At 37.6% G+C, this 12,376-nt stretch carries 12 protein-coding genes and 5 tRNA genes (1 of these 17 cut by a window edge); 15 read left to right on the top strand and 2 right to left on the bottom strand.

Features of this window, described 5'->3' with window-relative positions; translation table 11 throughout:
- Positions 1-60 precede the first annotated feature (60 nt).
- The 3 genes from murF (at position 61) to uvsE (ending at position 4,381) form a co-directional block, all read left to right on the top strand.
- Positions 61-1,437, top strand: a complete 1,377-nt coding sequence (murF, locus tag ACUN28_RS00270) for a UDP-N-acetylmuramoyl-tripeptide--D-alanyl-D-alanine ligase (protein ID WP_016089592.1) — start codon at positions 61-63, stop codon at positions 1,435-1,437.
- Positions 1,438-1,742: 305 nt separating this feature from the next.
- Positions 1,743-3,326 carry a DEAD/DEAH box helicase gene (locus tag ACUN28_RS00265; protein WP_000206603.1) on the top strand — a complete coding sequence of 528 codons (1,584 nt, stop codon included), beginning with the start codon at positions 1,743-1,745 and terminating at the stop codon, positions 3,324-3,326.
- Positions 3,327-3,418: 92 nt separating this feature from the next.
- The gene (uvsE, locus tag ACUN28_RS00260; RefSeq protein ID WP_016089591.1) at positions 3,419-4,381 is read left to right on the top strand and encodes a UV DNA damage repair endonuclease UvsE; all 963 of its coding nucleotides are present in this window, start codon (positions 3,419-3,421) and stop codon (positions 4,379-4,381) included.
- A gap of 52 nt (positions 4,382-4,433) precedes the next feature.
- Here uvsE and ACUN28_RS00255 read toward each other — a convergent pair whose 3' ends face one another.
- A complete protein-coding gene (locus tag ACUN28_RS00255; RefSeq protein ID WP_016089590.1) occupies positions 4,434-4,982 on the bottom strand; it encodes a rhomboid family intramembrane serine protease in 549 nt (182 codons plus the stop codon).
- Between the two features lie 92 nt (positions 4,983-5,074).
- On the opposite strand from ACUN28_RS00255, the gene acpS reads away from it, so the two are divergent.
- The 6 genes from acpS to ACUN28_RS00225 all read left to right on the top strand — a co-directional run bounded on the left by acpS (position 5,075) and on the right by ACUN28_RS00225 (position 11,017).
- Positions 5,075-5,434, top strand: coding sequence for a holo-ACP synthase (gene acpS, locus ACUN28_RS00250; protein WP_016089589.1), 360 nt, complete (start codon positions 5,075-5,077; stop codon positions 5,432-5,434).
- A 156-nt stretch (positions 5,435-5,590) separates the two neighbouring features.
- Positions 5,591-6,541, top strand: a complete 951-nt coding sequence (locus ACUN28_RS00245; protein WP_016089588.1) for a LolA family protein — start codon at positions 5,591-5,593, stop codon at positions 6,539-6,541.
- A gap of 117 nt (positions 6,542-6,658) precedes the next feature.
- Complete coding sequence (gene alr / locus ACUN28_RS00240; protein ID WP_000390587.1) at positions 6,659-7,828, top strand: alanine racemase; 1,170 nt, start codon at positions 6,659-6,661, stop codon at positions 7,826-7,828.
- Between the two features lie 309 nt (positions 7,829-8,137).
- Positions 8,138-8,425 carry an antitoxin EndoAI gene (locus ACUN28_RS00235; RefSeq protein ID WP_000004570.1) on the top strand — a complete coding sequence of 96 codons (288 nt, stop codon included), beginning with the start codon at positions 8,138-8,140 and terminating at the stop codon, positions 8,423-8,425.
- A 4-nt stretch (positions 8,426-8,429) separates the two neighbouring features.
- Positions 8,430-8,780 carry a type II toxin-antitoxin system endoribonuclease NdoA gene (gene ndoA / locus ACUN28_RS00230; protein WP_000635963.1) on the top strand — a complete coding sequence of 117 codons (351 nt, stop codon included), beginning with the start codon at positions 8,430-8,432 and terminating at the stop codon, positions 8,778-8,780.
- Positions 8,781-8,848: 68 nt separating this feature from the next.
- On the top strand, positions 8,849-11,017 hold the full coding sequence (locus ACUN28_RS00225) for a Tex family protein (RefSeq protein WP_016089587.1): 2,169 nt from the start codon (positions 8,849-8,851) through the stop codon (positions 11,015-11,017).
- A gap of 59 nt (positions 11,018-11,076) precedes the next feature.
- On the opposite strand, the gene cmpA is transcribed toward ACUN28_RS00225, so the two are convergent.
- Positions 11,077-11,193: a cortex morphogenetic protein CmpA gene (gene cmpA / locus ACUN28_RS00220; RefSeq protein WP_001143642.1), complete on the bottom strand. Its 117-nt coding sequence runs from the start codon at positions 11,191-11,193 to the stop codon at positions 11,077-11,079.
- A gap of 189 nt (positions 11,194-11,382) precedes the next feature.
- Between cmpA and ACUN28_RS00215 the strand changes: the two genes are divergently transcribed.
- The 6 genes from ACUN28_RS00215 to ACUN28_RS00190 form a co-directional block, all read left to right on the top strand.
- Positions 11,383-11,847, top strand: coding sequence for a SprT family protein (locus ACUN28_RS00215; protein WP_116329675.1), 465 nt, complete (start codon positions 11,383-11,385; stop codon positions 11,845-11,847).
- 114 nt (positions 11,848-11,961) lie between these two features.
- Positions 11,962-12,036, top strand: a tRNA-Asn gene (locus tag ACUN28_RS00210).
- Between the two features lie 3 nt (positions 12,037-12,039).
- Positions 12,040-12,130: transfer RNA gene (locus ACUN28_RS00205), tRNA-Ser, on the top strand.
- An 8-nt stretch (positions 12,131-12,138) separates the two neighbouring features.
- Positions 12,139-12,213: transfer RNA gene (locus tag ACUN28_RS00200), tRNA-Glu, on the top strand.
- A gap of 4 nt (positions 12,214-12,217) precedes the next feature.
- A tRNA-Val gene (locus ACUN28_RS00195) sits at positions 12,218-12,293 on the top strand.
- A gap of 24 nt (positions 12,294-12,317) precedes the next feature.
- Positions 12,318-12,376: transfer RNA gene (locus ACUN28_RS00190), tRNA-Met, on the top strand; it runs 18 nt beyond the window's last position.

Below are 12,376 nucleotides of genomic sequence, written 5' to 3'. Positions count from 1 at the left end.
CAAAAAAGGAGGAGGCACTATTCGCAGGAATAGTGCTTCCTCTATGTAAGGAGTGTTTTCATGATAAATCGAACGTTAAAACAAGTAGAACAGATGATAAATGGTACGGGATTAGCAGCGCAATATGAGGGAATTACTATACAAGGAGTGTCTATCGATACGAGAAAAATCGAAAAAGGAAACCTATATGTTCCGATTCAAGGTGAACGTTTCGATGGACATGCTTTTGTAGATAAAGCTGTTGCAAATGGAGCTGTGGCGACATTATGGATGAAAAATGTAGCAAATCCACCTGAGAATCTTCCAGTTATTTTTGTAGAAGACACGCTATCAGCATTACAAATGTTAGCGAAAAACTATCGCGATCAATTGGATGTTAAAGTTATTGGTGTGACAGGTAGTAACGGTAAAACATCTACAAAAGATATTGTAACAAGTCTTCTTGCGACTAGATTCAAAGTTCAAAAAACAGAAGGAAACTTCAATAACCATATCGGATTACCTCTTACTATTTTAAACTTAGAAGAAAATACAGAAGTAGCTGTATTAGAAATGGGTATGTCAAGCCGAGGGGAAATTGAATTCTTATCTAAGTTAGCTCGTCCAAATGCAGCTATCATTACAAACATTGGTGAGGCACATTTAATGGACTTAGGTTCTCGTGAGGCAATTGCTGAAGCGAAATTAGAAATTGTGACAGGATTACAAGAAGGTGGAGTATTCGTATATAACGGAGATGAGCCATTATTAACAAATCGTGTTCCCGAAATGAATTTAATAGCTGAAACAGTTACGTTTGGTGATGCTAGAGCAAATGATTATTATCCAACGACTGTAGCATTACAGGCGACTGGGACACATTTTAAAATGAATAGAGATGAAAATATTTCATTCTACTTACCAGTATTGGGAAAACATAATGTGTATAATACACTTGCTTCAATGGCAATTGCGAAACATTTTGGTGTAACATGGGAAGAAATGAAACAAGGTTTAGTAACACTTCAAATGACGGGCATGCGTATGGAAATTGTAAAAACGGATAGTGGATTAACAATTATCAATGATGCTTATAATGCAAGTCCGACAGCTATGGAAGCAGCATTCCATTTAATGAATGGTTTAGATGGATTTGCTAAAAAAATTGTTGTGCTCGGCGATATGTTAGAGCTTGGAGATCAAGAAGTACAGTTTCATTATGAAGTAGGTAAATTAATCGATCCAGCAAAAATCTCATATGTGTTCACATATGGTAAATTAGGAGCTCAAATTGCTGAAGGAGCGAAAATTAATTTCCCAAATGAACGTGTAAAGGCGTATGATAATAAAGAAGAGTTAGTAAAAGAGTTGCAAGCAGTAGTCGATGTGAAAGATGTTGTATTAATAAAAGCATCTCGCGGTATGAAATTGGAAGAAGTAATTACTATGTTGAAATAATTGGTGTATATAAATAGGGATGATAGCCACGAAAATAGAAGAAACTTATAATAAGCGCTTACAGTAAATATAAAAAAATAAAAGTGAAGAAAAAAACTCTGAATATGAAAATAAGGTAACAGTTGGGTTTGCTTTTTACACATACAAAACTTATAATTGATAAAGTGTAATAACGTTTAGAAGTATTTTCGCGAAGAATATACGCCCGTTTATATACGTGAGCATTCAGGAAAAGGGCTTTTCCGCAAATTCGGAAAACGCCTTTTTTTAAATGATAAGTATAGGATAGAAAAGGAGAAGTAACATTGACAACATTTCGAGAATTAGGATTAAGTGAGTCTTTACTACAATCTGTTGAAAGTATGGGCTTTGAAGAGGCTACGCCGATTCAAGCTGAAACAATTCCACATGCATTGCAGGGTAAAGATATTATTGGGCAAGCACAAACAGGTACAGGGAAAACAGCAGCATTCGGATTACCACTATTAGATAAAGTGGATACAAATAAAGAAGCAGTTCAAGGTATTGTTATCGCGCCAACGCGTGAATTAGCAATTCAAGTTGGAGAAGAGTTATACAAAATTGGTAAACATAAGCGCGTTCGTATTCTACCAATTTATGGTGGTCAAGATATTAACCGCCAAATTCGTGCTCTAAAAAAACACCCACACATTATTGTTGGTACGCCGGGTCGTATTTTAGATCATATTAACCGTAAAACACTTCGCTTACAAAACGTAGAGACTGTTGTTCTTGACGAAGCAGATGAAATGTTAAACATGGGCTTCATTGAAGATATTGAAGCGATTTTAACAGATGTGCCAGAAACACATCAAACATTATTATTCTCAGCGACAATGCCAGATCCAATCCGTCGTATTGCTGAGCGTTTCATGACTGAGCCTCAACACATTAAAGTAAAAGCAAAAGAAGTAACAATGCCAAACATTCAGCAGTTCTATTTAGAAGTGCAAGAAAAGAAAAAGTTTGACGTGTTAACACGCTTGCTAGATATTCAATCTCCAGAGCTTGCAATCGTATTCGGTCGTACAAAGCGTCGTGTTGATGAATTATCAGAAGCATTAAACTTACGTGGTTATGCAGCAGAAGGTATTCATGGTGACTTAACACAGGCGAAACGTATGTCTGTATTACGTAAATTTAAAGAAGGTGCTATTGAAGTTCTTGTTGCAACAGACGTTGCTGCACGTGGTCTTGATATTTCAGGTGTAACACACGTATACAACTTCGATATCCCACAAGATCCAGAATCATACGTTCACCGTATCGGTCGTACTGGCCGTGCGGGTAAAAAAGGTATTGCAATGTTATTTGTAACACCACGTGAATCAGGACAATTAAAAAATATCGAGCGCACAACAAAACGTAAAGTTGACCGTATGGAAGCACCGACACTTGACGAGGCATTAGAAGGTCAACAACGTTTAATCGCTGAAAAGCTTCAAAGCACAATCCAAAATGAGAACTTATCATACTACAAGCGTATTGCAGAAGAAATGTTAGAAGAGAATGATTCTGTAACAGTAGTAGCTGCTGCTTTAAAAATGATGACAAAAGAGCCAGATACAACTCCAATCGCTTTAACATCAGAACCACCAGTTGTTTCAAGAGGTGGCGGTTCTAAAAAACGCGGCGGTAACGGAGGCGGATACCGTGATGGTAACCGTAATCGTAGTCGTGACGGACGCGGCGGTGGCGATGGTCGTAACCGTGATCGCAATCGTGATGGACGCGGTGGTGGCGATGGCCGTAACCGTGATCGTAATCGTGATGGTGGTAGCCGTGGTCGTAAAGGTGAAGGTCAAGGTCGCCCTGGATCTTCAAATGGACGTGGCGAAAGAAAACATCATAGCCGTCCACAAGCTTAATAAAAAAGAGAATGCCCTTTGCGGGTATTCTCTTTTTTTATTTCTGTAATTGTACATACTACATAATAACTTGTGTAGAAAAGAGGTGCTACATGCTTGTAAGACTTGGGTATGTTGCGATGAGTGTACATTTAAAGAATGCATCTCCATCTCAAACGATGACATATGCGCAGTTTCAACGAATTGATGATCGGGAGGCTGCAATTCGTAAACTCGAAAGAATTGCCAATTCGAATTTAGAAAATTGTTTACGGTTGTTAAAGCATAATAAAGGGCATGATATATCTTTCTTTCGGCTTAGTTCCAAGCTTGTTCCTTTAGCGAATCATGAGGAGTTGCTAGAGTGGAACTACATTCGTCCGTTGAAAGAAAATTTAAAAGTGCTAGGTGAATACGCAATTCGTATGAACATGCGAATTGATTTCCATCCAGATCATTTTGTTGTACTGAATTCACCTGAAGAGAGTATTTTTAAACAATCCGTAAAGACATTGCAGATGCATAAAAAATTATTAAAAGGTATGGGGATTGAACATAAACAGAGGTGTGTATTGCATGTGGGTGGAGGTTATAACGATAAGGAACTTGCATTAGAACGTTTTATAGAAAATTGGTCGAATGTCCCAAGAGGTATTCAAGAGATGGTCATATTAGAAAATGATGATACGACCTTTTCTTTAGAAGAAACATTGTATTTGGGTGAGAAGTTAGATATTCCAGTCGTGTTTGATTTGCATCACCATATGATGAATCATGATCGAGAAGATTGGCATGAAGATTGGGCTCGTGTTGTACATACGTGGGAATCGTCTTTGTTACCAGTGAAAATGCACATTTCTAGTCCTAGAGAGGGAAAAGACCCGAGAGCACACGCGGACTTTATTGATGTAGATACTTTTTTATCTTTTTTAAAAAAGATAAAGGGAAGTGTTTCGCAAATTGATTGTATGATTGAGGCGAAGAAGAAGGATGAGTCTTTATTTCAACTAATGAGAGATTTAAGTAAACAAACAGATGTAGAAATTGTCGATGGTGCAAGCTTTTATATTAAATAAGCTCTGCACCATCGAGTTTTTTTATCCCGCTATTTGTGGGTTGATTAAAGTTTCACTTTATTAAAAAAGGGGTGCAAATACCGCCAATGATCAATCCTGTTAAATGGCTTATGGGGTTAGCGGAGGGATTGAAGAAAGTGAATAGGAGTAATATACATATCATAATTGAAAAAATAGCAATGTCTCTTGGATTGAAAGAACGATATCGACTATATAATAGAAATAATTGTGCCCCTAGCAATCCAAAAATACCACCAGATGCCCCGGCATGAATATATTCAAGAGGCATAATAAGATAAGAAGAAATATTTCCAAGAATGCCAGAAAGGAAAAAAATAATGATGAAAGAAAAGTGCCCTAGTTGCTTTTCAATAGAAGAGCCAAACACGAATAAACAAATACTATTAGAAAGGAAATGTTGTAAGTCTACATGTACAAGTAGAGAAGTTATGAGACGCCACCATTCTCCTTTAGCGATATATTCATTATAGGCTGCCATGGGAAAGAGAAAAAAGTCGCCTAACATAATCATGACTAATTGTATGAGAAGTAAAGCGATGACGATTGGTTGTAAGGAAATGCGGAAAGATGGTATTAGCATGTTGTTAGTATCACTCCTTTTGCATCAGAAAGATTCTCTGTTATTCTTACAATATGAAAGAAGAAAGCTAAATAGAAGAAGGGGATTTTGAAATGATTGTAGGGATTGGAATCGATATTATTGAATTGAATCGAATTGAAAAAATGCTAGATGGAAAACTTAAATTTATGGAACGTATTTTAAATGAAAATGAACGTAATGTTGCTAAGGAGTTGAAAGGAAGTCGCCTTATAGAGTTTGTGGCTGGAAGATTTGCAGCAAAAGAGGCGTATTCAAAAGCGGTAGGGACTGGTATCGGGAAAGAAGTAAGTTTTTTAGATATTGAAGTAAGAAATGATGATAGAGGTAAGCCAATTCTTGTTACAAGTACAGAGCATATTGTTCATTTATCAATTAGTCATAGTAAGGAATTTGCTGTTGCTCAAGTTGTTTTAGAAAGCTCGTCACGCTAGTCTGCATATTTTATATCTTTGTCTCATATATTTGATGTAGCGATAAGGAAGGTACATCTTCCATTCATTTATAGGGGCAAAGGGGCTGAAGTGATGAAAAGGCGTCTGTTTTTAGTTCTTGTCGGTTTATTAACCGTTTTTGTGTTGGCGGGTTGTATGGAAAAGAAACAAGATGATGTTGTGAGAGATTTAGAGGCGAAAGTAAAAGGGATGAAAAGTTATCAAGCTGAAGCAAAATTATCTATTAAAACAGGGAATGAGCCTCAGGAGTACAAGGTAGAAATATGGCATAAGGAACCTTCTTTTTATCGTGTGAATTTGCAGAATGCGAAAAAAGATCAAAGCCAAATTATTTTAAGAAATGAAGAAGGGGTATTTGTATTAACGCCAGCGCTTAATAAGAGTTTCCGTTTCCAAAGTGATTGGCCGCAAAATAGTAGCCAGGCTTATTTATATGAATCACTTGTGAGAGACATTTTACAGGATAAGAAAAACCTTACTTTTGAAAAAACAGATAAGTATTATATTTTTAAAACAAAAACAAACTATCAACATCAAAACATGTTGCCAAAACAAGAGATTACATTGAAGAAAAGTGATTTAACACCAGTTTCGGTGAAGTTAATGGATAATGATCAAAATGTTCTTGTGAAAGTAGATTTCTCAAAAGTGAAATTTGATGCGAAATTTGATAAAGGTGCATTTGATACGAAACAAAATATGTCTAGAGCGCAAGTAGATGTTCAAACGACAGCGAAAGAAGACAAACCATTTGCTGTTTTGTATCCGCGTGATACGCCGCAAGGTATGGTTTTGAAAGACGAAAAAGAGTTGAAGACAGACAGTGGCAAGCGTGCGATACTCACATACACTGGAAGTAAGAAATCCTTTACTTTAATACAAGAAAAGGCAAAAGTTGCAGAGGCTTCGTCAGCGATAAGTGTGAGTGGAGAATTGGTTGATCTTGGCTTTACGATTGGTGCATTGACGAAAGACTCTTTAACGTGGTCGCATAACGGAGTAGAATATATGCTCGTGTCTAAAGGTTTAGAGCCGAAGGAGCTGTTAATGGTTGCTCGTTCAGTTACAGAGAAGCAAGTGAAGTAAACTTCTTAGACGTGGTGATATATGTGCACCACGTCTTTTCTTAGTTTGAAGGTGGATTTCATAAAAGAAGCATATAAAAGAATAAGCTTCGCATATCGTGTATAAGGAAGTGTATTTATGGAAGAAGCACCATTTTACCGTGATACTTGGGTGGAAGTGGATTTAGATGCGATCTATAACAATATTACACACATTAAAGATTTCATTCCAAGTGATGTAGAGATTTTTGCTGTAGTTAAAGCGAATGCATATGGACACGATTATGTACCGGTGGCTAAAACGGCATTAGAAGCAGGGGCGACAAGGTTAGCGGTTGCCTTTTTAGATGAAGCTCTAGTGCTCCGAAGGGCTGGTATTACTGTGCCAATTTTAGTGTTAGGTCCTTCCCCGCCTCGTGATGTCAATGTAGCGGCTGAAAATGATGTAGCGTTAACTGTCTTTCAAAAAGAATGGGTGGATGAAGCGATCAAACTTTGGGATGGTTCATCTACAATGAAATACCATATTAATTTCGATAGTGGTATGGGGAGAATTGGAATACGCGAACGCAAAGAATTAAAAGGGTTTTTAAAAAGTTTAGAAGGTGCACCATTTTTAGAATTAGAAGGAGTTTATACACATTTTGCAACAGCGGATGAGGTGGAGACTTCTTACTTTGATAAGCAATATAACACATTTTTGCAGCAGTTAAGTTGGTTGAAAGAGTTCGGAGTGGATCCTAAGTTTGTCCATACAGCTAATAGTGCTGCAACGCTACGTTTTCAAGGGATTACATTTAATGCAGTACGAATTGGCATTGCGATGTATGGGTTATCCCCGTCTGTAGAAATACGCCCTTTTTTACCGTTTAAATTAGAACCAGCGCTATCATTGCATACGAAAGTTGCTCATATTAAACAGGTGATTAAAGGGGATGGGATTAGTTATAACGTCACTTACCGAACGAAGACGGAGGAATGGATTGCAACTGTTGCAATTGGATATGCAGATGGATGGCTTAGAAGATTACAAGGGTTCGAAGTGCTTATAAATGGTAAAAGGGTACCGATTGTAGGTCGAGTAACAATGGATCAATTCATGATACACCTTCCTTGTGAAGTGCCGCTTGGTACGAAAGTTACACTCATTGGAAAACAAGGTGATGAGTATATTAGTGCTACTGAGGTTGCTGAATATTCTGGGACTATTAATTATGAAATTATTGCAACGATAAGCTTCCGTGTGCCGAGAATATTCATACGGCACGGCAAGGTTGTAGAAGTAATCAATTATTTGAACAATATATAGAAGGTAGTATGATTTGCTTCTTGTCATTTGAGAGGACTGTTCATTGGTTAAGAATAAGCTCATTTTTGATGAGAAGCTTTTTACTTATCATTACTTTTAACATAATTTAAAGTGAATTTTGCTGGGAAACTCTTTCGTTTCTTGTTTGTAATAAGATAAAAATAAAAGAATATGAATGTTTTGTTTGTGAATTGGAAAACATAAGCAAGGAATAAGGAAGTCTTTGCAACAGGCTCCATACAATGGTATTATTACAATAGGTGTCATATATATATTTGGGTGTGTAGTTGACGGTGGAGGTGTATTTTTGTGTCCGAATCAAGTGTAACTACTGAAATCGTGGTTCGGTTGCCAAAGCAAATGGTAACGGAATTGGACGGAATTGGAAAACAAGAGAATAAGAATCGCCATGAACTAATTTGCCAGGCAACACAACTGTTATTGCGTCAACATAAGACGAAGAAACGCTACCAACATGAATCAATGCGACGTGGGTACATTGAAATGGGAAAAATTAATCTTGGTATTGCATCGGAAGCTTTCTTAGCAGAGTATGAAGCAGCTCATACAGTAGAACGCTTAGTTAGCGGGGGGTAATATTTTGATTGTAAAACGCGGCGACGTGTATTTTGCAGACCTTTCCCCAGTTGTTGGTTCTGAGCAAGGAGGCGTTCGTCCGGTTCTTGTCATTCAAAATGACATCGGAAATCGTTTTAGTCCAACGGTGATTGTAGCGGCTATTACTGCACAGATTCAAAAAGCTAAATTACCCACTCATGTGGAAATTGATGCGAAAAAGTACGGTTTTGAGAGAGATTCTGTTATTTTACTTGAGCAGATTCGAACAATCGATAAGCAGCGCTTAACGGACAAAATCACTCACTTAGATGAAGTGATGATGATTCGTGTAGATGAAGCGCTACAAATTAGTTTAGGACTAATAGATTTTTAAATCGGCAGTTTAAGTTGCTCTCTTTACAGGGCAACTTTTTTTTATTATAGAGGAGGTTACGGTTGTATATGGAAATGGTAGATAATCGACAAGCGTTAATGAAAATGTTAGTGAAGGAATTAGGCTTTACCGAAAAGCAAGTTCGTCATGTTATTCAATTAACAGAAGAAGGTAACACAGTTCCATTTATTGCTCGTTACCGAAAAGAATGGACAGGCTCTTTAGATGAGGTGCAAATTCGTACAATTTTAGAGAGATGGCAATATATGATGCAGCTTGAAGATAGGAAAGAAGAGGTTCTTCGTCTTATTGATGAGAAGGGGAAACTGACAGAAGAGTTACGTCAGCAAATTGTTAAAGCTGTAAAGTTGCAAGAAGTAGAAGACTTATATCGTCCATATAAAGAGAAAAGAAGAACGAAAGCAACGATTGCAAAAGAAAAAGGACTAGAGCCGTTAGCTGAATGGTTATTGTTATATAAGAAAGAAGATCCAAATCAGAAGGCAGTGGAGTTTATTGACGCAGAGAAAGAAGTGCAATCTGCAGAAGAAGCATTACAAGGTGCCCAAGACATTATTGCAGAAATCGTTTCAGATGAAGCAGCTTATCGAAGTTGGATTCGGAATGTTACTTTTAGAAAAGGTGTTATGTCTTCGTCCGTGAAAGATGAAGAGAAAGATGAAAAGAATATATATGAAATGTATTACAGTTATGAAGAACCGTTGCAGAAAGTAGTACCGCATCGTGTATTAGCGATGAATCGCGGTGAGAAAGAAGATATATTGAGAGTTTCTGTTGTTCCACCAGTAGATGAGATAGTAACTTTCTTATATAAGAGAGTAATTCGTGATAACGATTCGAAAAGTGCACATTATGTAAAGTTAGCAATTGAGGATGGTTATAAACGATTAATTCAATCCTCCATTGAAAGAGAGATTCGAAAAGAATTAACAGAAACAGCTGAGGAACAAGCGATACATATTTTCTCTGAGAACTTACGTAATTTATTATTACAACCTCCAATGAAAGGAAAGGTTGTGTTAGCTGTAGATCCTGCATATAGAACGGGTTGTAAATTAGCTGTTGTAGATGATACGGGGAAGGTTCTATATATTGATGTTATTTATCCGCATCCACCTGTTCGTAAATATGAAGATGCAAAAACGAAAGTTCTTTCTATTATAGATAAATATCAAGTTGAAATGATTGCGATTGGGAATGGTACAGCTTCTAGAGAATCGGAAGAATTTATAGTTGATGTATTACAAAATGTGAAACAAGAAGTCTTCTATATTATTGTGAACGAAGCTGGTGCGAGTGTGTATTCGGCCTCTGATTTAGCTCGTGAGGAATTTCCGAATTTGCAGGTTGAAGAAAGAAGTGCTGTTTCTATTGGGAGACGTCTGCAAGATCCACTTGCTGAACTTGTGAAGATTGATCCTAAATCAGTTGGGGTTGGACAATACCAACATGATGTATCTCAAAAGAGGTTGAATGAATCATTAACATTTGTAGTAGAGACGGCAGTTAACCAAGTTGGTGTGAATGTAAATACAGCTTCAGTTGCTTTATTGCAATATGTTTCGGGTTTATCGAAAACCGTTGCGAAAAATATTGTGGCAAAGCGTGAAGAAGAAGGGAAATTTACAAAACGAACAGACTTAAAGAAAATACCGCGTCTAGGTGCGAAGACATATGAACAATGCATAGGTTTCTTACGTATATTAGAAGGGGCAAATCCTTTAGATCGAACGGGTATTCATCCAGAACAATATAAAAATGTTGAATTGTTATTGAAGAGTCTAGGGTTATCAAAAGATGACGTAGGGCAATTGCAATTACAAAAGAGCTTGGAAGAAGTGGAGATTTCTAAGTTGTCGCAAGAAACGGGAGTTGGGGAGCCGACATTAGTAGATATTATAGATGCGCTCATTAGTCCGGAGCGAGACATGAGGGATGAGTTGCCTAAACCGCTTCTGAAAAAAGGGATTTTGAAATTAGAAGATTTAAAACGTGGTATGGAACTGGAAGGAACAGTTCGTAACGTTGTTGATTTTGGTGCTTTTGTTGATGTAGGTGTAAAACAAGATGGTTTAGTACATATTTCTAAACTAAGCAAACAGTATGTGAAGCATCCGTTAGATATTGTATCTGTCGGACAAATCGTCAAGGTATGGGTAGATGATATTGATACGAAAAAAGGTCGCGTTGCACTATCCATGTTGCCGATAGAATAGTAAGAGGAGAGAGCGGATGAAACTGCTCTCTTTTTTTATGGGATAAAACGTGTAATGGATTATGAGCTTTGGTGTATTTTGCTATAATAAAACCAGCATTCATTTAGTAATTTAATTTGATACCGGTTTTTTTCAAAATATGCGCGTTGCATTTGTTTTTTTAGCCACGTAGGCATAGGAATCCCTCCTTGTTTAATCCTACTCTCAACAATCTAAGGTACTATTGATGAGAGGTTGGTGAGTGGATTTCTATTCATGCTATATTTTTAGAAACCACGCTTCTTGAATGAGGATGGGTATATGTACTATTTAATATATGTATAAGGGAGGAGAAAAGTGTAAAAATATTTTTTAGTTTAGGAGGAATGAGAGTGGATGAGCAAGAAATACAGCGTCTGGTGGAAGAAGTATCACTACAATACTTCGGAATGCCATTTTTACATAAAGCTATGTTCAATAGTAGGTTGCGTACAACTGGTGGACGTTATCTATTGAATACACACAATATTGAAGTGAATTATCGATATTACGAAATGTATGGGAAAGAAGAGTTAGTTGGAATCATTAAACATGAGCTTTGTCATTATCACTTGCATATTACAGGAAGGGGCTATAAGCACCGGGATAGAGATTTTCGTGAATTGTTAAAAGAAGTTGATGCGCCACGCTTTTGTAAACGAATAATGAATGAAGAGAAGGAAAAAAAGGTTTATACGTATGAATGTATGGGCTGTTCGCTTCAATATGTAAGAAGACGTCAAATAAATACAAAAAGATATGTCTGCGGAAAGTGTAAAGGGAAACTGAACCTGATAAAGAAAACATCTTGACAGTGAAAACGCAATCCAGTATATTATAAACATGTCACGTTTGTACAAGATGTTATGAAAAAACATCTTGACTTACGATGAGAAATTTTATAAGATACAAATTGTCTTTATTATTCCGCAGTAGCTCAGTGGTAGAGCTATCGGCTGTTAACCGATCGGTCGTAGGTTCGAGTCCTACCTGCGGAGCCATACAGAGAAGTACCCAAGTGGCTCAAGGGGCTCCCCTGCTAAGGGAGTAGATCGCTAACGCGGTGCGAGGGTTCGAATCCCTTCTTCTCTGCCATACATACTGGCCCGTTGGTCAAGTGGTTAAGACACCGCCCTTTCACGGCGGTAACACGGGTTCGAATCCCGTACGGGTCACCACTTCGGAGGATTAGCTCAGCTGGGAGAGCACCTGCCTTACAAGCAGGGGGTCGGCGGTTCGATCCCGTCATCCTCCACCATATAAATTATATAAGTAATATCATCGCGGGGTGGAGCAGCACGGTAGCTCGTCGGGCTCATAACCCGAAGGTCGCAGGTTCAA

The organism is Bacillus sp. WC2507 (assembly GCF_052656125.1).
Note: the sequence above shows the minus strand (reverse complement) of the source record. Positions and strands in the feature narration are given on the sequence as shown.

Coding starts and splice junctions, on each gene's coding strand:
- ACUN28_RS00245 (WP_016089588.1), top strand. CDS start 5,591: ATGGAAAAGAAACAAGATGATGTTGTGAGAGATTTAGAGGCGAAAGTA.
- ACUN28_RS00225 (WP_016089587.1), top strand. CDS start 8,849: ATGGAAATGGTAGATAATCGACAAGCGTTAATGAAAATGTTAGTGAAG.
- acpS (WP_016089589.1), top strand. CDS start 5,075: ATGATTGTAGGGATTGGAATCGATATTATTGAATTGAATCGAATTGAA.
- uvsE (WP_016089591.1), top strand. CDS start 3,419: ATGCTTGTAAGACTTGGGTATGTTGCGATGAGTGTACATTTAAAGAAT.
- cmpA (WP_001143642.1), bottom strand. CDS start 11,193: ATGCCTACGTGGCTAAAAAAACAAATGCAACGCGCATATTTTGAAAAA.
- alr (WP_000390587.1), top strand. CDS start 6,659: ATGGAAGAAGCACCATTTTACCGTGATACTTGGGTGGAAGTGGATTTA.
- murF (WP_016089592.1), top strand. CDS start 61: ATGATAAATCGAACGTTAAAACAAGTAGAACAGATGATAAATGGTACG.
- ACUN28_RS00215 (WP_116329675.1), top strand. CDS start 11,383: ATGAGAGTGGATGAGCAAGAAATACAGCGTCTGGTGGAAGAAGTATCA.
- ACUN28_RS00255 (WP_016089590.1), bottom strand. CDS start 4,982: ATGCTAATACCATCTTTCCGCATTTCCTTACAACCAATCGTCATCGCT.